Raw genomic sequence first — 20,048 nt, forward strand, 5'->3', positions numbered from 1 at the left:
GTCAGACGGCCGCCTCGGCCAGCGTGGTCAGGTCGGCGATGACCTCGGACGCGGTGACCCGGTCCAGCTCGCCGAACCGCAGCGGCGTGCCCCGGCTCGGCCGGTAGTCGTCGGGCTCGGTGGCGAACCAGACGTAGTCCAGCGTCTGGTGGTCGCCGGTCGCGTCGACCGCGCCGACCGCGATGCCGGGGTCCAGGTCGATCACCACGTACCGGTCGTCGGCGACGCGCCGCGAGATCCACCGCTCGCCGCCCGCGTCCAGCGGGACGCCGCGCTCCCAGCCGAGCTTGACCAGCCCGAGCACCTTGCCGAACGGCACCTTGAGCTTCTCGAACCGCGCCAGCCGCCCGCTCGCGCGCTCCTCGTCGGTCAGCGCGTGGACGGCGCGGCCGAGCTGCGGGAACGGCTGGAGGATCTCGTAGTCGGCGAACACCTCCGACCACGTGCCCACGGCGTCGCCCAGGTGGAGCGGGTGCGCGATCCCGACGCGCGCCGACTCGGGCAGCGCGAACGGGTCGTCCCCGGCGTCGGCGTAGGTCCTGTCTTCGGCGATCCGGAACGAGGACGCCTTGTCGCCGTCCTCCGCGATCCACACCAGGCGGCGCGCCAGGTGCCACATGAGGGGATGGTCGACGATGAACCGGCGGAACTCGTCCGTCGTCCAGCGCCGTTGTGTGACCATGGCCCGTTCGAGGCGGTGCAGTTGGTCGGACGCGACGGTGCGCACGTCCTTCTTCAGGGCGGCGAACGCCCTGTGGGCCGCCGGGGCCAGCTCCGGGTCGTCCTTGGCGCCGGGACTGGGCAGGGCCTTGCGGCGCTTGCCGTCCTCGTCCGCCACGACCGGCTTCAACTGCTCATCGAACGTGACGGTGAAACGGCGCGGACCGTAGTCCAGCGTCAGGCTGCCGTCGGCGTCCAGGCCGAAGCCGGGGACGAGCCGGTCGGCGAGCTGCTCGGTGCTCAACCCCAGATGGCCGGCCACCTCCTCGATCCGCCTTTGCGCCTCCGCCTTCAACGCCTTGAACTTCACCTTCTGCGCGATGCCGTGGAGATGCATCAGCGCCACGTCCGACCCGATCCCGGCCAGCACGCCCAGCCCGGTGACGGCGTACCTGTGCCCGCCCTCCCCCGGCCAGGCCCGGATCACCGGCGTCAGCCGCCGCACCGTCTCGTCGTCGCCGCTCCGGCCGAGCTGCGCCAGCGCCCAGCCGTCCTTGGACGGATTGCCCGCGTCACGCCACTTCTGGAACAGCGCCCACCCGAACTCCGCCAGCGACTCCGGATCGCACGCCTCCCGCACCTCCTCCAGCCCGAACGGGTCGGGCAGGGCGAGGAACTCCACGAGGTTCGGCGTCGTCTCCGCCGGCAGGGCGCGCTCGCGGCCGCGCAGCAGCACCTGCGGCAGCACCGCCGGATCGACCCAGTCGCCGATCTTCGGCGGCCCGGCGAGGCCCGTCCCCGCCGGATGCGTGGACAGCAGCTCGTCCAGCGCGGCCGCGGCCTCGTCACCGTGGACGGCCCGCGCGGCGTCCACGACGGCGGCGCGGCCGTGGGCGGAGCTCAGGTGGCGCAGCGCGTTCTCGGCCGTCCGCGAGGGCTTGGCCGTCTTGCCGAGCGCGGCGGGGACGAGCAGCGGCACCGCGGCCAGGCCGTGCCGGTCGAGCCAGGCCCGCCCGCCGGTCTGGCGCTGCCCACCGCTGAGGAGCCAGTCGGCCGCGAGCGTCGCGACCCGCGCGTCCAGGAAGGGCAGCAGCGGCGGGTAGCAGGTGTCCGGGCCGGCCTTGGCCATCAGGAGCGCGACGGGCAGGGCGTCCAGCTCGTACTTCGCCGCCAGGACGCGCGTCCACGTGTGGGCCCACGGCCTGGCGAAACCCTGGAAGCCCGCCAGCAGCGGACGGATCAGCTCTTCGGGCCCGTACACCATGAGCTGCACCGAGCCGGTCTGCGGGCCGCCGTTCTTGTAGCCCTCGACGAGCATCTCCCAGTCCGCGCTCGCCGGTTCCTCGACCTTCGGGTCTCCGGTGAGCCACGTCTGGCGCTCTCCCTCGGCCCACGCCATCGCCGGGGCCGGGGCGGTGAGGCCGGGGACGACCGGGCGCCGGGGGCTCCGCCACGCGGGCGCGCGCAGGAGGGAGGGCACCTCGCCGGGGGCCGCCTCGGGCACCGGCGCCGCCGCGTTCGCGATCGGCTCGATCACCGCGCGCGTCTCGTCCGGAAGGCCGGGCAGCGCCGCCGCGACGACCTCCGCGTGCGCGCGCACGTGATCGGCCAGCAGCGCGGCGGTCTCGGCCGACCCCGCGGCGGCCAGCAGCCGCAGCGCCCGCACCGGGAACCGCTTCATCGCCTCCAGCAGCGCGGGCCGCGCGTGCTTGCGGTCGAGCCGGTCCAGGAGCGCCTGGAACGCCTCGTCGGTGGGCATCACCGCGACCGTCTCGAAGATGCGCTTGCGGTCGGCCGCCTCGATATAGGTGTCGTCGGCGTTGTCGAGCAGGTACGGCAGGGCCCCCGCGCCCGCGCCGTCGACGATCGTCGTGAGCAGCGCGCGCGTCGCGTTCCCCCAGGACAGCCCCCGCCCGATGTACGCGTTCGCGAACTGGTCGGCCCTGCCCAGCGACGACAGCGCCAGCCAGCGCTGGGCCGTCCCCCGCGGATGGGCGACGTCGGCGGCGCAGCACTCGTCCACCCAGTCTTCACGGGTGGGCACCAGGTACGACACGAGCCACCGCGTCGCCCACGTCGACCGGTGGGCCTCCAGCCGCTTCACGGCCTCGGCGTAGTCGGGCTCGTCCGCGACCGCGAGCAGCCCCCGCACCCGCCGCATGGCCTCCGGCGACGCCGGGTTCAGGTCGTCCAGCTCGCGGTGGACGGCGCCGACCCACGTGCCGATCCAGTCGCCCCCGGCGCGGCGGCTTCCCTCCGTGCGGCTCAACTCCACCAGCGCGCACGCGGCGAAGGCGATGCCGTGTTCGACGACCCAGGAGTCGACGAACGTCCGGTTCACCTCTTCCCGGCGCCGCTGCCCGACACCCATCTCCGTGACGGCCGCGACCGCCGCCGCCCCGGCCGGGTCGTCCGCGCCGTCCAGGTACCGGCGCGCGGCCCCAGTCAGCTCCAGGTCGCCGTGCTCGCCCCGCAGCAGCGACGCGACCGCGCCGCCGGTCTCCTCGATGAGCGAGCGCGCCGCCCGCGGCGCCGCCGCGTCCACCTTGATCTTGGGCCCGGGCGCGCCGCCGCGCCGCGCGTGCAGCGAGCGCCGCCACGCGTCCGGGAGGGTCAGGGCGTCTTCATCGGGCAGCGGAGAAAGCTGATCGTCCATGCCCCCTCACGGTAGAGGAGCACTCCGACAAACCGCTCCAAGATCCACGATGTCACCGGCGGCCCGGCTCACGCGGTGACGTACTGGTCCGCGTGAGCTCCGGACGGCGCGATGGGCGTGATGACATCGATCAGAACGCCGCCGGGGTCGGCCACGATGAAGTGCCGCTGCCCGAACTCCTCGCTGCGCAGTTCGAGTTCGGGGCGCAGTCCCTCGCCGCCGACGAGCCGTTCCCACTCGGCGTCCACGTCCTCCACCTCGAAGTTGAGCAGCAACCCCTGCACCGGTGCGCGATACCCCTCCGGCACCGTCGGATGCGTGTAGTCGAGCAGCGCGAGTTCATACGGCCCCTGCCGCCGCAGGCTCACGTACCAGTCGGCCTCGAAGGTCGTCTCGAACCCGAACAGGCGCGTGTAGAAGTCGTGGCATTCGGCCAGCCGCGAGGTGCCGATGACGGGATAGAAGCTGGTCAGCATCATGGAAGCGTCCTTTCACGTACCGATGGTATGTGAAGGTAGCCTACTGGCGTACCATCGGTACGTCAAAGGAGGACGTGATGGCCAGCGGGGCCCGAGCCCGCCAGCGCGAGCAGACCAGGCGCACCCTGCTGCGTGAGGGCCGGCGGCTGTTCGCGACCCGCGGCTACGGCACGGTCGGCCTGGCCGAGATCGTGTACGCCGCCAGGGTCACCAAGGGCGCGCTCTACCACCACTTCGACAGCAAGGCCGGCCTGTTCCGCGCGGTCCTTGAACAGGTGCAGCAAGAGGTCGCCCAGAAGGTGGCCGCGACCGCCGAGGCCCACGACGACCCCTGGGAGCAGCTGACCGCCGGATGCCGGGCGTTCCTCACCGCGAGCACAGACCCGGACGTCCAGCAGATCATGCTCATCGACGGCCCCGCCGTCCTCGGCTGGAGCGAATGGCGCGCGATGGACGAGAGCGCGTCGGCGCACCACCTGGCCGAAGCACTCACCAGCCTCACCGAAGCGGGAGCCATCGCCGCTCAGCCGGTCGAACCGCTCACCCACCTGCTGTCCGGCGCCATGAACGAAGCGGCCCTGTGGCTGGCCACGTCGACCAACCCCGACGACCTGGCCGACACCTGGGCCGCCCTCTCCCGAATGCTTGAGGCACTACGCCGCAAGTAGTCACGGCACCACACCGGACCTTGCACCGGCCGTCCGCGCAGGAGCGCTCCAGCCGTCCCCGCGACACGGTCTGCAGCCCAGCCTCCCGCGAAAGGACTCACCCCCGCCCCGCCAACACGTACCGTGGCAAGGGCGGACCCCGACCGCGATGAGGTTTCATCATGACCGACGACCCCCGCCGCATCGGCGACAACATCCGCGCCGCCCGGCGGGCAAGAGGCTTGAGCCTGGAAGTGACCGCCGGCCTGATCGGCCGTTCCAAGGGATGGTTGAGCAAGATCGAGAACGGGCTGCTCCGCTTGGAGCGCCGCTCTGACATCGCGGCGCTGGCCGAAGCCCTTGAGGTCTCGGCGGACGCGCTCCTCGGAATGCCCGCCCCCGAGATCCGCCCGGACCGCCGCCGGTTCAGCCTGGTGCGGATGCAGACCGTCCTCCTGGAGTCGGCTCCGGACGACCCGCCCGACATCTCCGCCCGGCCCATCGAGTTCCTCCGCACGGAACTCGAACGCGCCGACCAGGCGCTGCGCAAGGCCGACTACGTCACCGTGGTGCAGCTCCTCCCCCAGGTCATCGGCGAACTCTACGTCCACACCATCGGTCCCGATCGTGAGGATGCCCTGAGGCTGCTCATCCGCGCGTGCGGTTCCGACGGGACCTGCACCCTCCGCCACCTCGGCGAGACGAACCTCGCCTGGATCAGCGGGGAACGCGCCCGTCAGGCCGCTGACCTGCTCAGCGACCCCGTGTGGACGGGCGCCGCCGCCTTCGGCCGCGCCCACGCCCGCAGCTCGACCAACAGACCTCGTGCGCTCATGACCTCCCGCCAGGCCGCCGACACCCTCGAACCACACGTCGGCGACGACCGTTTCGCGCGCGAGGTCTACGGGATGCTCCGCCTCTCCGCCGCCTTGGCCTGCGAGGTCGACGGCGACCACGCCGGTGCCCGCGACAACGCCGCCGAGGCGGCCCGCATCGCCGAACCCCTGGGCGACTCCCCGGACGCCTGGGAGCTGTTCGGCCCCGCCAACGTCGGCGTCTGGCAGACGTCCCTCGCAGTGGAGGCAGGCGAGCCGGGCGAGGCCCTGACCTACGCGGACAGCGTCAACCCGCGCGCCTTGGCGTCCGGCAACAGACGCGCGGCGCTCTGCATCGAACGAGCACGCGCGCACGCGATGTTCGGCCACGACTCCCGCGCCGTCCACGATCTACGCCAAGCCGAACGCCTCTCGCCCCAGCAGGTCCACAACCACCCCCTGATAAGGGATCTCATCGCCGACCTCCTCACCCGCGCCCCAGGCCGCGACCTCCGGGGCCTGGCCTGGCGGATGAACCTCGCCTGAGACGATTCCCGGCGCGAAACCGGAGGTCTTCCGGGCGGACTTAGCGTGCTCGTCCCACTACGAAACATGAGACGAGGGCGTGACATGTTCATGGTCCGGCGTTCGTGCGATCCGCCGCTGCTGTACTCGTGGGATGTGGAGGTGAGCCGCGCGGCCAGGGCGGGCGGGGTGACCGACGACTGGACGCGCTGGGCGTGGAGCTGGGACGGCGGGGGTTCGAGGTTGTGCCCCGGTATGGGGAGCCCGCGCTGCTGCGGGTGTTCGACGCGGCGCTGCCGATGCTCGGCGAGGCGTCGGGGTGGCGGACGGGCCGCACGGGTGGCCGTGGTTCCGGTCGTCGGCGGGCGGTCTGATCGCACCATGCTCGGACGTGCGGCACGCGGCGGCGGAGGTGTCCGCGATGCTGATGCCGTTCGTGGTGACGGCGGCGTGCCTGGCCGCGCGAGGCCCCGTGGAGGGGGGCGGTGGTGTCATGCAGGCCCTCAACGAGCGACTGACTCAGACCGTCACCCCGGCTCCCGCCGAGTCCCAACAAGCACCGTAGTGTCTACTGCTACGGCGAGAGCTACCCGGCCGCGTGAGCAGCCCGCGCCGCCGCCGAGATCAGCTCGCGGGGGAACACGATGGACCGCCACTCGTCAGGATTGCGGTCCTTCTTCACCGGCCGCACCATCCAGTCGTCCGGCGTTCCGAGTCCGGACCAGATGTCCAGCAGCCGCGGAACGTCGTCGTGCCGGACCACGAGCCAGGCCCGGCCGGTCAGCTTGGCCGACACGCGCGGCCGGTCGGCCTCGGGCGTGCGTGTGCCGCCCTCACGAACGGCTTCCCCGGCGTCCTGACACGACACCTTGGTCACGCACCCCAACCGCCATAGCGCGGTCACCAGCGGAACCATCTCCACGTCGATGTTCACCATCTGGTTATCGGGTGCGGTGAGTTTCTGCGTGGGGTGGTGCTGGGTCCAGTCGGTCATCTGGCTACTCCTTCAGCCGGTAGGCAGCCCACCGCGACGTCAGGTCGGCATGCCGCGCGATCCACTCGTCATCCCGTACCTGGCTGGCCGCGCGCCACTGCTGAGCAAAGGCGGCACTGAACGCGTCGAGGTCGGCGGGCGGGGCCGCGACCCATGAGGGGAACTGGCTGACCCACTGGTCGGCGGCCTGCGGTGTGTGCCCGGCCTTGATCAGCCACGGGATCAGCAACATCAGTTCCAACCAGGCCGCCCCGCGCGTGACGAACGCCCAGTCGATGACGTAGGCGCGGCCCTGGGCGGTGATGAGGAAGTTGTCCTCGTTGAGGTCGGTGTGAAGCAGCGCGCTGCCCTCGAACGGGGCGGGGTCGTCGGCGAACCTCTGCCAGCGCTTCCCGCCTGACAGCATCGGCACATCGGGGCAGGGCGCGCTCTGGAGGGTGTGAACGGTCTTGGCCAAGATCTCCAGATCCGGTGACCCGGTGGAGAGGTCGGCGGGGCGGCCTTGCACGTGCTCGAACCCCAGCGCGAGCCACCCCCCGGCTTCGGCCTGCCACCGAAGGCGGGGGGCGAACTCGCGCACGGCGGGGTTCACGGCGGCCTCACGGCGCAGCGACATGACCTCCGGGCCGTCCCTGTCGGCCAGCTTGCGAGCGGCCTTCACAAACACCCGGCCATCGCCGGTCTCCAGGGTGGACGCGATGTCCGCGTGGTTGCCCGTGGGAGCCGGAACGATGCGACCGATCGGGCCGGTCTGGGCCGTGATCTCGGCGCGCAGTTCCTCGGGCAGGTCGGTCCAGTCGGTACGCACGTGAGCCCTTCCTAGATCACTCGATCAGATACGGATGGCGAGCGGGCCGTCCACCGGCAGGAAGCCGCTCCGGTCGACCAGCGTCCGCCAGTCCCGGCCGCTCTGGTCGTTGCACTCGGGCGGACAACAGCTCGTGCCCACCTCGCCCTCCCAGAACTCCGGGTCCACGAAGCAGCCCGTGGCGTGGAGTTGCGGGATGGTGCGCGCCAGTGCCGCGCCCGACCGGATGTCGTCGTCCATGATGGGGCGGTGGTGGATGAAGCTCCCGCAGAACGCCAGGCTCGTCGGAACGTACACCTCAGTCCGCTGGAGGCTGAGGTGCCACGCCTCGTCTACGGGCGGCGTCGGCACGATGCGGACGTAGTTGCGGGGGTCCTCGCGCTCGGCCTGGCGGATGTCGCCTACCGCCTTGAGGAACACGAGGCTCTGCCCGACGACCCGCCTGGTGTAGTCGTGGCTGGCGTGGGTGGCCTTGCGGAAGTCCTCCACCAGGAGATTGAACGCCTCGGCCGGTATCAGCTCGCGCGGGTCCCTGCCGGTCTCGGTGACGCTGTCCAACGCAACCGTCATGACTCTGCTCCTTAGTCAAAGGCGCGACGCCGTTCGCCGCACCCGATCCCCCGATATGTCGAACCCGTGAGATCACCTCCCTTGGCTGTTGCGAAGTCTCGGCCGGGGCAGACGGGGTCGTGCGAACACCGGCCCCGCCCGGCGTCTGGCTGACTCTCAATGGCGCGCCGGATGATGTTCGCCGCCTTGCTCAGCTCGTTCGCGGCGGCGAAGTGACTGCCGTCGGTCCGCTCGACGTCGGCCACGGGCGGCGGCGTGTGCGGCCCGTTGGACGGGGCCGCGTGTCGGCCCGACATCTCACGCCGCCGGATTGATCACGCGCCGGATGGCGGCGGCGGCCTCGCGGGGGTCGGCGGGCAGCTCCTCGTCCCACGCCCACATCGCGCGGATCTGGCCGTCCCGGCGGACGGTGGTGATCTCCTCGTTGAACCGCGTGATCGCCCCGAAGGCGGACAGGAACGGCTGCCCGCTGCCGGTCCGGCGGATCGTTGCGCGCTCGCCCAGGCTTTCCAGCTCCGCCGCGATCTTCCCGAGCAGTGCTTCGTCCTCGGAGCGGCCGGAGCTGTCCGTCCGGGAAGCGTCGAGTGTGGGAGCGCCGTGTCGGCGGGGCCTGTCGAAACTCATGGTGATCCTCTGTCGTCTCGGAACACGGGAGGTGGGATAGCAGTGGGAGAACCTCCCGGCTGGTGACTCGCTTCGACCATGGAATCCAGAACCGCCTACGCAGCCCAGGGCAGCAGCGGCGCATCTGTGGTGCATCTCTGGTGCGTCCACGCCCAGCCGCACCACCGCGCCAAGCTTTGTGAACACTTGCGGATCTCGCACGATTCGCTGGACGAGTTGCTCACGCCCGAACCGGGCGGCATACCTGCGTCGCTTCCTGTGCCGGCCCCTCAGCTCTCCGAACGCGTGACTGGCCACGCGGTGATCCCTTCGGGCTCGTCCTCTGGTGAACTGGAGGGCATGAACCGCCGGGAGCTGCTTCGCCTGCTGACAATTATGGGAACTCTGGTCGCCATCCCCGCGCCCGCCGTCGCCCACGCTGAAGACACGGAGCAGATCGACCAGTTCGATCTGCTGAACTCCCACCTCTGGCAGGTCTTCGCCCTGTCATCCTCGAAGCGAGCGGTGTACCCGACGGTCCACCAACAACTCAGCGTGTTGACTGGCACGCTGCGGCAAGCCCACTCTCAGACCGTCCATGAGCGGCTATGCACGTTGGTCGGTGATCTACTCCAGCTCGCTGGAGAAATCCTGTTCGACGCGAACAGGTACACGGACGCTGCGCACTGCTACAAGCTGGCCGCTGACGCGAGCAAAGAGGCAAGGGCCTTCGACCGATGGGCGTGCGCGCAGGTTCGTCATGCCTACATGGCTACGGTTCGACGGCGCCCGTCTCGCCGAGGAGCGGGGAACTTGCTACGCCGCGCTCGGCCGTCCCGACCTTGCCTCTGCGGCTCTGACCGAAGCTCTAAAGACCGCGACGTCGCTGCGCCGCCGGGGCAGCATCCTTACCGACTTGGCCGTGCTCGGTGCCCAGGCACGCCAGCTCGACCAAGCCCTTGAGTACGGCGTTCAAGCTGCGGGGCTAGCCGATCAGACCCGTTCGTCCGGCTATGTCGGTCGGAAGCTTCAGGTCCTCCGTGGGGAGCTTGAGCCGATGTTGACAGACCGCCGTGCGGCGCAGCTCAGCGACCGCATTTCGCAACTTGAGGAGGCCGTATGACAACCCGGGAGTTCCAGCAGGACGAGCCCGGCCGCGTCTTCCGCGCGGCGTGGATTGCCCGGGTGCGGAAGTACTTCCCGGGAGAACCCAAGCCCGGATACGTCACGCCCTGGGACGATACCCCCGGCTGGGAACGGCAAGCTGCCAGCGCGGTCTACACCCAGGTTGCCCAGTTCGTGGGGTCGGCGGACGGAGCGACCGTCAACCTGTCCCGTCAGCAGAAGGGGCGCTTCGTCGCCCTGTGCTGGATCGCCCAGATCTACAAGCACATCCCCGAGCCCAAGCCGTCCTACGTTGCCGACTGGGATGAGCTGCCGACGTGGCAGCAGGAGACCGATAGCGACATCTTCGAGGAGATCGAGAAGCGCGAGACTCGCGGTGTCGGTGAGTGATTCACGTCGCGCCGGCGGACTCGGCGGGGCGCGCCGCTGTGGGCACGACCACGAGCTACAAGTTCCCGTCCCCCGAGCGCGGCATTGCTGGATGCTCGGCGAGAGTGTCGGGGTGGCGGACGGGCCGTACGGAAAAGGCGGTCGGGCGGTTGTCATCGTTGCCAGTGCCCGACCAGTTCGGCGTAGAGGGGGCTGAGGTCGAGCAGCGTGTGATGTGTTCCGAGGAGCGGGGACGAGCCGTCCAGCAGTAGCACCTGGTGGGCGCGCTGCGCGGAGCTGATGCGGTGCGCGATGACGATCAGCGTGCCCTCGCGGCCGGCCAGGGCCTGTTCGGCGCGGGCCTCCGCGGCGGGGTGCAGGTGGGAGGTGGCCTCGTCGAGGATGATGACGGGCGCGGCGGACAGGTACGCGCGGGCGAGGGTGATGAGCTGGCGTTCGCCATGGGAGAGCGTGCCGCCTCCCGGGGGGATGTCGGCGTCGTATCCGCCGAGCCGGCTCATGGTCGGAGTGAGGCCCATGGCGTCGACGGCCTCGTCCACCTGCGCGGTGGTGGCGTGGGGCCGCAGGTAGGTGAGGTTCTCATGCAGCGTCCCGGCGAAGACGTAGCTCTCCTGCGGGATGAGCGTGATCGCCGACCGCAGGTGCGCCGTGTCGAGGCCGGGCAGCGGCACCTTGCCGAGTGTCACGCCGCCCCGCTGGGGCTGGACGAGGCCCGTGAGCACGTTGGCGAGCGTCGACTTGCCCGTGCCGCTGGGCCCGACCACGGCCAGGTGGGTGCCCTCGGGGATGTGCAGGGACAGGTCGGCGAGCACGGGTTCGGCTTCGGGGGCGTAGGCGAACGTCACGTGGTCGGCCTCGATGTCGTAGGACGTGGCGACGCTCTTCGGGGTGGCCGGGGACGTCCGGTCGGAGCCCGTGCAGATCTCGGCGAGCCTGCCGAGGATCACGGCGAGGCTGAGCAGGAGGGTGCCGCCGGCGTCGACCAGGAGGATGATCCCCGGCTGGAGCCCGGTGATGAGGTAGCTGATCCCTCCGGCCACCTGCCCCGCGGTGAGCTGCCCGTGCTCGGTCAGGTAGGGCGCCAGGGCGAGCAGGACGAGCAGGGGCAGGTGCACGCCCAGCGCGAGCACGGGGAGGCGGACCAGGCGGGAGCGGGCGAAGGAGCGCAGGGCCTCGGCCTGCGCGTCGATCGCTTCGGCGACCGTGCGGGCCGCGCGGTCCTCGGCCGCGCAGGCGACGACGTCGCGCACACCTTGGACGATCGCGGTGGCGGACTCGCCGATGCGCTCGGCGTGCCGTACGACGGCCCGGTAGCGGCGGACCTGGACGCCCAGGAAGGCGGCGAACAGGGTCAGCGCGAGCGCCACCGGCAGGAAGATGACCAGACCCAGCAGCGGGGAGAGCAGCGTCAGCCCCAGCAGCGCGGCGAGCCCGGCGGCCAGCAGCTGCCGGACGTTGCGCAGCGCGGTGCCCAGCAGCGCCCGGACGGCCTCGACCTGCTCGGTGAGCTGGGAGACCCCGGCGCCCGCGGTGCCGCCCGCCTGGTCGGCCATCCGGTTCAGGGCGGCGGCGGCGACGTCGGCGACCAGGGAGTCGCGGAGCGGCTCGACGGTGGCGGCGAGCCAGGGGTAGATCTGCCTGGTGCCCACGGCGCCCAGCGCGTAGACGGCGGCCAGGGCCGCCAGCCACCACAGCCCGACGAGCGGCTCGCCGGCCAGGAAGCCCCGGTCGATGGCCTGGGCGAGCAGGAATCCCGAGGCGAACGCGGGGAGGCTTTCGAGGACGGACCACGCGGCGAGGCGGCGCATCGCCGGCCCCCGCCCGCGCAGGTGGCGGCGAAGCAGCCGCGCGCCGGGCGGGAGGCTCATGGGCCGGCCGGGTCCGGGCACGGCGCCGGGACGGCGGACGGGGACGCGGGGTCGGCGGAGAACACGGCGCGGTAGCCGGGGTCCGGCCACAGGTCGGCGTGGGGCGCCAGGGCGCGGATCCGTCCCGCGTCGAGCCAGGCGACCAGATCCGCGCGGGCCGCCGTGGCCGGGCGGCGCGCCACCACCAGGCTGGTCCGGCGGGTCAGCAGCGTCCGGAGCGCCTGGGTCACCTTCAGCTCCGTGGCCGTGTCGAGGCTGTTGGTGGCGTCGTCGAGGATGAGGACCCGGGCGTCCGTCAGGGCCGCGCGGGCCAGGCCGAGCCGTTGGAGCTCACCGCCGGACATGGGCGCCTGGGCGAGCGGCGTGTCGTATCCGGCCGGAAGCGCCCGGACGAAGCCGTCGGCGGCCGCGGTCCGGGCCGCCCGGACCACCTCGGCGCGGGTCGCCTCGGGCCGCGCGTAGGCGATCATGTCGTGCACGGTGGCGCCGAGCAGGGCGGGGCGCTCGAAGGCGTAGGTGACGGCGCGGCGCAGCTGCGGGAGCGCGATGACGGTGACGGGAACGCCGTCGAGTTCGACGGATCCCTCGGCGGGGTCCAGGAGCCGTCCAATGGTCGATACCAGCACGCTCTTGCCCGTCCCGGACGCGCCCACGACCGCGACGCAGGCTCCGGCGGGCACCGTCAGGTCGAGGCGGTCGAGCACGGTGCGGTCACCGATCCGGACGGTGACCTGGCTCAACCGCAGATGGCCGGGACCGTCCGGCAGCCGCATCGGCTGCGGGGGCGGCCTGACGGCTGGGGGCGCGCTGAGGACCTCTTCGACCCGCCCGGCGCTGACCTCGCAGTTCAGCAGCGCGACGAAGATGTCGAAGAGCGTGGCCGCGCCGATGGCCAGGGAGGTGTAGGACGCGGCGGCCACGAGCTGGCCCGTGGTGATGTCGCCCGAGGCGAGGCGCACCCCGGCGACGCCGACGACCAGGACCTGCAGCGCGGGGGCCAGGAGCGAGAGCCGCCAGCTCACCTGCCCCTGCACGGCCCAGGTGCGGTGCCCCGCCTGGCGCAGCCGGGGAAGCGGTCGCAGGATGCGGCGGACCTCGCGGTCGGCGGTGCCGCCGGCCCGGATCGTCCGGATGCCCTGCCGGGCGTCGAGCAGCCGGGTCGCGATCTCCGCCTGGCACCGCTGGTAGCGCGAGAACGGCTCGCTGGCCTGGACGACGAAGACGCGCAGTACCACGATCCCCGGTGGGATGCCGAGCGCGAAGACCGCGGCGAGGGACCAGTCGATCAGAGCCAGCGCGATCACGGCGCCGACGGTGGTCGCCAAGGACGCGGCCGCCGACAGCAGCAGGACCGGGAACCCGGCCGGGCCGCCGGCGCTCTCGGTGAGCCGGGAGAGCACGTCCCCGGTGGGAAAGCGCCGCTGGCCGGGCACTCCGAGCTCCAGCACCCGTCCGATCAGGCTGTGCCGGAGCCATGCGGTGATGCGGCTGCCGCAATAGGCGCCCACCAGGTCCTCAGCGGTATCGGCGACGGCGGCGACGGCGAGGACGAGGGTCAGGGCGACCATGGCGGCGCCCATGCCCTCATCCGTGCGGACGGCGTCGATCGCTCTGGCCAGCATGACCGGCGTCGCCAGCATCGCCGCGACACGGAGCGCCGTGAGCACCGTGAGCAGGCCCATCAGCGCGCGGTTGCGGTAGACGGCCTTGCGCAACAGCCGCCTGCCCCCGGCGCGCTGCGCGGCGGAGGCGGCGCGCGGTCCGGCGAGGGCGGTGACGGAGCCGTCGGTACCAGAGTCGTCAGTGTCGGCGAGCTCTGTCGATACCACGCCCTTCGACTCCATTCGGTATTGCCGGTAGTTCGGTAGACTACGGAGTGGGTCCGGTTACGGACCGGCCTGACGGCCGGTCCGTAACCGGTGTCTGCGGGCCGGGGTCATTCACTCATCCTGGCTCGCTCATCTGTGATCGGCACCACTAGCAAGAGGTGACGGTGACGCAGACGGTTTGGATCAGCGTCACCCAATCGCACCTGCACGTACCGCCGAGCTGGAGCCCGTCGACCTCGATGGGGTCGGTCTCGGGCAGTTCCTGCAGAGCTGCCACGAGGTCGCCTTCGAAGATATCCATGTGTGGTTCACCTCCTCTCCTGGTCGCTGTCTAAGGTCCGTTCTGCGGTGAGGCAGAAGCGGACCACCGCTTTCCGCAGGACCGAGGGCCATGCCTGGACGACGCTGGTGTGGTCGTCGTCGACCTCGACATAGTCGAAGCCGGCCCCTTCGGTCCTGCCGAGTTCGAGAAGGCGGCGCCGCAGCGCCCTGGACTGCTCGACCGGGATGACCTCGTCCCGGGTTCCGTGCGCCAGCAGCAACGGCGCTTCAAGCGCGGCGCACACGCGGAGGATGTCGCGCTGGGAGTGCCGTTCACCGCCGTCTTCGAGGCGGTTCAACCGCGCCACGCGGTCCCTGACCGGATCGGCGGCGTCGCGGTACAGGCTTGAGGCCGACGTGAAGGGCGCCAGTGCCACGCATCCGGACCACAGCCGCGGGTCGAGGCAGGCCGCCAGCAGCGCCAGGAAGGCGCCGTAGCTCCCGCCGAGCAGGACCGGGCCCGGCTGCGCGGCGTCGTCGCGGGAGCGGGCGATGGCGCGCGCCAGGTGGACGACGTCCTGCAGATCGGGGCCGCCCCAGTCACCGATGACCGCCCGCAGGTGCCGCTCGCCGTAGCCGGTGCTGCCGCGGTAGTTGGGCGCGACCACGGCGATGCCGGCCGCCGCCAGGTGCTGGAGGAGCGGGTCGAACTCGAACCGCCACGCGGAGAGGGGACCGCCGTGGAGCGCCATCACCAGGCGGCGGCATTCCCGCCAGCGGGGACCTCCGTAGACCACGGCCTCGATGGGTCCGGCCGGCCCTGGCAGCTCGACGAGCTCGGCGCCTTTCCAGCCCGAGAAGGCGCCGGGGGGCCGCGCCGCCAGGGACCAGCCGGAACGTGCGGGACGGCGCACCGTCGCGAGGGTCGGGGGCTGGTCGGGGGCCGAGAAGCGTAAGTGGATCCGGTCGTCCCTCCAGGAGGCGGGCGGCCACAGCGTGCCCGGTGGCCCCGGCATCGGTTCGATCCGATCGCCGTCCGGGGTGTAGACCAGGAGCCGCGACGTGGCGCCGTGCACCTCGCCGACCAGCAGCCGATCGCCGCTCTCGTCGAAGGTCAGCGGCGTCCTGGCACCGGCCGACCGGTTGAGGGCCTCGGGGAACCGCACCGGGCCGCCGCCGGGAGACCACAGCCCGATCCGCTGGGCGCCCGCCTGCCGACCGCCGGACGAGTTGGTGGTCAGCACCAGGACGCGCGACCGCGGGCTGTAGGCGACGATCCGGTCGGTCGTCGTCTCGGCGACCGACCAGACCCGGCGCCAGGTGCGTTCGCGCAGGTCCACCACGATCGAGTCGGCCTGGCGTCCCGCGTCGGTGTGGTCGAGGGCCAGCGTGCGCCCGTCGTCGAGCCAGACGCCGCCCGACAGCACGCCGGGGATCCGCAGGACGGGCTCCATCGCCGGCGCGGAATCCGACAGCCGCCAGATTCGCGAATGCCGCTCGTCCTCCACGGCCACCAGGACCACCACCTGCGGCGACCCTGGGGCCGCCATCAGGTACCCGGCGAGCATCGAGGAGACCGGCCAGGAGCGGGTGACGGCGAGGTCCGCACCGTCCGCCTGCGCCGCGATCACGGTTCCGTGTCCTTCCGGCTCCCCGCGTTCCCCGGCCGCTGCCCGCGCGACCAGGACGCGGCCGTCGTCCAGTGGCAGCGGGCGGCTGCGCCGATCGACGATCTCCCTGCCGTCGCCCCCCGTACCGGCGCAGCCTCCGCCGCCTCCCGCGCCGGTGGAGCCGCCGCCGAGCGCCCGGCGGGACGGCACCGCGCGGGCCAGGTCCCATCTCTCCAGCGTGACCTGGTCCTGGACGGTGCTCAGGCAGGTGGCCCACCGGCCGTTACCGGAGAACGCGAAGCCGAACCGGCTGGGAATGCCTGGAAGGTCGGGCACGGCCACGCTCATGCCGTCCGTCCCGAGCCGATCGTCCCGGCGACCGCACCGTTGGGGGAAGCGCCGGCGGAACCGTCCGCGTCGGCCGTCGCCGCGTCGGCCGTCCACAGCCTCGGCGAGCCGTACCGCAGCCGCAGGAGGAAGCCCAGTATCCCGCTCACGCCATCGCCCCAGGTCGCCGAGATCTCCCCTCGCTCGTCGGGGAACACGATCCGGCCGTCGCGGTGCGCGCCGTAGGCGAGGATGATCCGGCCGAGCCGCCAGGCGGCGGCCCGATGCCGGGCGCCGCCGGTGAGCGAGGCCATGTCGAGCAGGAAGTCGCCAGTGCCGGACAGGCCGTGGCATTGCCCCAGCACCGGGCGCCACGCATGGTCCGTCACCGCCTGGGCGGACAGGTCGGCGGCCCGCGCGAAACGCGCGTCACCGGTGGCCAGGCCCAGCCGGACCAGGAAGCTCGCGATGCCCGACGCGCCATGGCACCAGTACGGAGCCGTGGGCGCGTCGCCGGCCCTGGCCCCCCACATCGCCGACCGCCGCGTGATGACGGCCTCGCCCAGCAGGCTCTCGCCGGCGCGGACGGCCAGTTCCCGACAGTCGGCGCGCCCGGCCGCCTCGGCGTAGGCGAGCAGGAAGTACCCGACGCCCGCGACGCCGTGCGCGAACCCGAGGTAGGTCTCGCCGGCCAGCTTGGAGTCCAGGTCGGCCGGCGTTCTCCAGACGATCCCGCCCGGCCGCTCCTCGACCGAGCCGACCAGGGCGTCGGCGGCCGCGCCGGCACGCTCGGCGAACCGCGCCTCCCGGGTGCGGGCCCACAGGTGCAGGGCGGTCACGCCGATGCCCGCCGTCCCGTGGGTCATGTCAGGACTGGCGACCGCGGACGGGAGCCTGTCGGCCACGGCAAGGGCATCTTCGACCAGGCCGTCGTCGCCGAGCGCCAGGCCCGCCTCCAGCATCGACCACGCGGTGCCCGCCGTGCCGTAGTACAGCCCGGACTGCCGTTTGGCGTCCTCCTCCAGCCGCTTGAGGATCCAGCGCGCCGCGACGTCGATCGCCTGCGGGAGACGCGCATCGGCAGTGAGCCGGTAGCACTGCACCAGGGCACCCAGGCACCCCGCGGCGCCATGCTGGAGACTGCAGGGGTCGAGCGCGCCATGGGCGCAGGAGGCGGGCCACAGCGCCAGCGCCGACTCCGGCTCCATGGACGCGAGCAGGAAGTCGGTGATTCCTTCGACGGTCTCGTCGCATGCTTCGCGCAGCCACTGCGGCTCGGGATGGCCCTCTCCCGAGTCGTCGATGGCTTCGCCGATCCCGGCGTCGATCGCTTCTGTGACCCGCCGGTCTGGATCCGGGAGGTCTTCGGGATGCTCGGGCTGGGAGGCCGGTGTCCACCCCGCCATTGCCTCGCGCGCCCGTTCGGGAGTCCAGCGGTGTTCGGGCTCGTCCGCCATCAGCCCGGTGAGCGCCTCGGTCAGGGAGGCGGGCAGGCCCAGGCCCTGGGTGCGGGCCGTCAGCCATTCGGTCAGGCGGTCCGTCAGGGACCTGGCCGGCGGGCTGTCGGGCAGGAAGTAGGGCGGGGCGCCGGTGAAGACGTAGCACAGGGTCGCACCGAGGCTGAAGTAGTCCGCCGCCGCCCGGATCGGTGCGCCCTTCATCTGCTCAGGTGCCGCGAAGGCAGGGGTCCCCGCCGCCAGAGGCGGCTCCTCCTGAGGGTCGTCGCCGGTCACGGCCAGTTCGAGGTCGATCATGACGGGGGTACCGTCCGGGCGCACCATGATGTTGTTGGGGTTGAAGTCGCGCACGATGAGCCCGGCGGCATGCGCCCTGATCATCAGGTCGGCCAGGCGGCGCGCCATGCCCAGCGCCGGGGCCAGATGGGGACCCCAGCCCGCTTCGCCTATGAGATCGGGCGCCCACTCCCGCAACGCGGTTCCCGGGATCATCTCCTGCGCGAGGAACAGGTGCCCGCTCTGGGTGAACAGCCGGACGGGGTGCGGCGCCAACTCCAGGTCCTGAATCGCCTCCAGGGCCCGGAACTCCGCCCGCAGGCGTTCCCTGGTGTCCCGCCCCTGGAGATCGGCGTCCACGTGCGGGCGCGCTTCTTTGATCACCACCGGTTCACCGGTTTCGGTGTCCACGGCCCGGTACACGCCGCCCTTGTTGGAATGGCGGATCGCCTCCCGCACCGCGAAGCGGGACCCGATCATGACCTTATTGCCGTCTCCACCTGAACGAGCTCCGCCATCACCTTCCCGCCGCGTAATGCTCATACCGTTGTCAGGGAAGGGGCAGCTCACCCAGGAGGGAGGCACGTATCTGCCGATCCGCCGATCTTCCACGGGGTTGCCGTCCGGATCAAGGATCATCCAGGCGTAGAATCCGTCATTGGTGATCTGGCGTTCTTCGATGAACGCGCCGTACCGATAATGGACAAGACTGTCCCGAGAATAGGGCCGGTCGGAAAGGATTCGGGGGCCGGGCAGGCCGGCCGTCGCCCGGTCAAGTTCGGCGGCCAGCCGGACGGCCTCGGCGTCACTATCGGGATAGATCGTAATGAACTTGCCCGAATGGCCGCGCGAGGTGTTGCGCCCGTTGAGCGCCACGACGCTGTCGATCGAGGCGGCGAACTTGAACGCCGAGCCCGCCTCCAGAAGCACCGCCGCGCAGCGTCCGAGCACCTCCGGCGCGGACGCCGGGGTGGCCGAAACGTGCAGCTTCCAGCCCTGCGGGCGCCGCGGCATCCCCTCGGGGGCGACCGAGCACCAGATGCCGGTCCGCGCCGTGGCCCATCGCTCCGGGGCGGAGGCCCGGCCGAGCGCCCCCGTGAGCACGTCCATGAGAGCGGCATCTCCGGAATCCGCGGCCGACGCCGCGGTGAAGACGCTCAAATTGAAGTCGACCATGAAAGATCTCCACTCCCATGTGTGCTGCGATATTCATCGGCGGGGTCGCGCACAAGATCGAAACCACTCTTGCCAAGAGCGTCGAATCCGGACGATCTGCCCTTGTCGATTGGCCACGCTAACCACGAATCCTGACAAAATCCAGGGCCCCTTTTTTAATTAAATCGACAGGAATGGTGGGTAACTTATCCTTGGAGATCTCTCGCCGTGACTCCTGTTGCCGGTGTTACTCCAGAGGTGATCGAAGTCCACAAGAGGACTTTTCGCATTCTTGACTGACGGCGTGAACTCGACTTCGATCTTGACAAAAAGAAGTTGAGCCGAGTCGTCTCAGACCTCCGGGCGCCCGATCCCGCCCCGTAAATGATCAGGAACCCTTACCCCATGCCCTTAATGTCCACTTCTTCCGCAATATCCGAATAACGGCAGTGTCATTCGGAATTGCCGATCACAGGCCGGCGGGCGCGGCCTGGGACCGATCATGGAACGGCGGCCGCGGCGTCAGGGGGCCAGGGAGGCGAGGTCGGTGAGGAGCTCCGAGGCGGTCACCGGGTCCAGGGCGGCGAAGGTGTGGCCGGTGCCGTCCGCCGGGACGAAACGCTGGGGCCGGTCGGTGATCCACACGTCGGTGATCTTGTCCTCGTCGCGGCCGAAGGGGTCGCCGATCTGGATGCCCCAGTGCAGGCTCAGGACGACATAGGCGCAGCCGGCGGGGTAGGCGAGCCAGTTCTGGGTGCCGTTGTCCTCGGGCCGGCCGCGCTCCCAGCCGCGCTTCTCCAGGGCGAGCAGCGCGCCCACGGGGACGGTGATGCCCTCGAAGCGCGTGAGGCGCCAGGCCGTCCGCTCCTCGGGGGCGAGGGCGTGGTCGGTGAGGAGCTCCGAGGCGGTCACCGGGTCCAGGGCGGCGAAGGTGTGGCCGGTGCCGTCCGCCGGGACGAAACGCTGGGGCCGGTCGGTGATCCACACGTCGGT

The 20,048-nt window shown here is 71.5% G+C and carries 18 protein-coding genes; 5 read left to right on the plus strand and 13 right to left on the minus strand.

All coding sequences use genetic code 11. From position 1 onward, the window contains the following. Position 1 precedes the first annotated feature (1 nt). Both E1298_RS06345 and E1298_RS06350 read right to left on the minus strand, forming a co-directional pair. Positions 2 to 3,316 (minus strand): DUF4132 domain-containing protein, encoded by a 3,315-nt coding sequence (locus tag E1298_RS06345; protein WP_131889905.1) that lies wholly within the window; start codon positions 3,314 to 3,316, stop codon positions 2 to 4. A gap of 68 nt (positions 3,317 to 3,384) precedes the next feature. After that, positions 3,385 to 3,795: a VOC family protein gene (locus tag E1298_RS06350; RefSeq protein ID WP_131889907.1), complete on the minus strand. Its 411-nt coding sequence runs from the start codon at positions 3,793 to 3,795 to the stop codon at positions 3,385 to 3,387. 77 nt (positions 3,796 to 3,872) lie between these two features. Here E1298_RS06350 and E1298_RS06355 point away from each other — a divergent pair, with 77 nt between their 5' ends. The 3 genes from E1298_RS06355 (at position 3,873) to E1298_RS47770 (ending at position 6,156) form a co-directional block, all read left to right on the plus strand. Continuing rightward, positions 3,873 to 4,463, plus strand: a complete 591-nt coding sequence (locus E1298_RS06355) for a TetR/AcrR family transcriptional regulator (protein ID WP_131889909.1) — start codon at positions 3,873 to 3,875, stop codon at positions 4,461 to 4,463. 161 nt (positions 4,464 to 4,624) lie between these two features. Then, entirely contained in the window at positions 4,625 to 5,803 is a 1,179-nt protein-coding gene (locus E1298_RS06360; protein ID WP_131889911.1) for a helix-turn-helix domain-containing protein, read from the plus strand. Between the two features lie 128 nt (positions 5,804 to 5,931). Beyond that, positions 5,932 to 6,156: a hypothetical protein gene (locus E1298_RS47770; protein WP_165975327.1), complete on the plus strand. Its 225-nt coding sequence runs from the start codon at positions 5,932 to 5,934 to the stop codon at positions 6,154 to 6,156. A gap of 212 nt (positions 6,157 to 6,368) precedes the next feature. Here the strand turns inward: E1298_RS47770 and E1298_RS06370 are convergent, their stop codons facing one another. Genes E1298_RS06370 through E1298_RS06390 form a run of 5 tightly spaced genes read right to left on the minus strand, consistent with a single transcriptional unit; the run spans position 6,369 to position 8,778 of the window. Further along, the gene (locus E1298_RS06370) at positions 6,369 to 6,776 is read right to left on the minus strand and encodes a hypothetical protein (protein WP_131889913.1); all 408 of its coding nucleotides are present in this window, start codon (positions 6,774 to 6,776) and stop codon (positions 6,369 to 6,371) included. 4 nt (positions 6,777 to 6,780) lie between these two features. After that, positions 6,781 to 7,584: a phosphotransferase gene (locus tag E1298_RS06375; RefSeq protein ID WP_131889915.1), complete on the minus strand. Its 804-nt coding sequence runs from the start codon at positions 7,582 to 7,584 to the stop codon at positions 6,781 to 6,783. A gap of 24 nt (positions 7,585 to 7,608) precedes the next feature. After that, positions 7,609 to 8,154: a glycine-rich domain-containing protein gene (locus E1298_RS49315; RefSeq protein WP_207944474.1), complete on the minus strand. Its 546-nt coding sequence runs from the start codon at positions 8,152 to 8,154 to the stop codon at positions 7,609 to 7,611. A gap of 11 nt (positions 8,155 to 8,165) precedes the next feature. After that, positions 8,166 to 8,399, minus strand: a complete 234-nt coding sequence (locus E1298_RS06385) for a hypothetical protein (RefSeq protein WP_131889917.1) — start codon at positions 8,397 to 8,399, stop codon at positions 8,166 to 8,168. Between the two features lie 52 nt (positions 8,400 to 8,451). Next, positions 8,452 to 8,778 (minus strand): hypothetical protein, encoded by a 327-nt coding sequence (locus E1298_RS06390; RefSeq protein WP_131889919.1) that lies wholly within the window; start codon positions 8,776 to 8,778, stop codon positions 8,452 to 8,454. 739 nt (positions 8,779 to 9,517) lie between these two features. On the opposite strand from E1298_RS06390, the gene E1298_RS49320 reads away from it, so the two are divergent. Continuing rightward, the gene (locus tag E1298_RS49320; protein ID WP_207944475.1) at positions 9,518 to 9,880 is read left to right on the plus strand and encodes a hypothetical protein; all 363 of its coding nucleotides are present in this window, start codon (positions 9,518 to 9,520) and stop codon (positions 9,878 to 9,880) included. After that, on the plus strand, positions 9,877 to 10,272 hold the full coding sequence (locus E1298_RS06400) for a hypothetical protein (protein ID WP_131889921.1): 396 nt from the start codon (positions 9,877 to 9,879) through the stop codon (positions 10,270 to 10,272). The genes E1298_RS49320 and E1298_RS06400 overlap by 4 nt, the downstream gene beginning before the upstream one ends. A 152-nt stretch (positions 10,273 to 10,424) precedes the next feature. On the opposite strand, the gene E1298_RS06405 is transcribed toward E1298_RS06400, so the two are convergent. The 6 genes from E1298_RS06405 to E1298_RS47780 all read right to left on the minus strand — a co-directional run. Then, entirely contained in the window at positions 10,425 to 12,140 is a 1,716-nt protein-coding gene (locus E1298_RS06405) for an ATP-binding cassette domain-containing protein (protein WP_207944476.1), read from the minus strand. Next, positions 12,137 to 13,969 (minus strand): ABC transporter ATP-binding protein, encoded by a 1,833-nt coding sequence (locus tag E1298_RS06410; RefSeq protein WP_165975328.1) that lies wholly within the window; start codon positions 13,967 to 13,969, stop codon positions 12,137 to 12,139. Before E1298_RS06410 ends, E1298_RS06405 begins: the two co-directional genes overlap by 4 nt. A gap of 148 nt (positions 13,970 to 14,117) precedes the next feature. Further along, complete coding sequence (locus tag E1298_RS47775; protein WP_165975329.1) at positions 14,118 to 14,270, minus strand: VenA family class IV lanthipeptide; 153 nt, start codon at positions 14,268 to 14,270, stop codon at positions 14,118 to 14,120. Between the two features lie 7 nt (positions 14,271 to 14,277). Continuing rightward, a complete protein-coding gene (locus tag E1298_RS06415; protein ID WP_131889925.1) occupies positions 14,278 to 16,188 on the minus strand; it encodes an alpha/beta hydrolase family protein in 1,911 nt (636 codons plus the stop codon). Further along, positions 16,185 to 19,076 carry a class IV lanthionine synthetase LanL gene (gene lanL / locus E1298_RS06420; RefSeq protein WP_131889927.1) on the minus strand — a complete coding sequence of 964 codons (2,892 nt, stop codon included), beginning with the start codon at positions 19,074 to 19,076 and terminating at the stop codon, positions 16,185 to 16,187. The genes E1298_RS06415 and lanL overlap by 4 nt, the downstream gene beginning before the upstream one ends. A gap of 501 nt (positions 19,077 to 19,577) precedes the next feature. After that, positions 19,578 to 20,048 (minus strand): DUF4132 domain-containing protein (locus tag E1298_RS47780; RefSeq protein ID WP_165975330.1); only part of this gene is annotated, 471 nt, incomplete at its 5' end.

Source organism: Actinomadura rubrisoli, from assembly GCF_004349215.1.
In the GTDB taxonomy this organism is placed as follows: Bacteria; Actinomycetota; Actinomycetes; order Streptosporangiales; family Streptosporangiaceae; genus Spirillospora; species Spirillospora rubrisoli.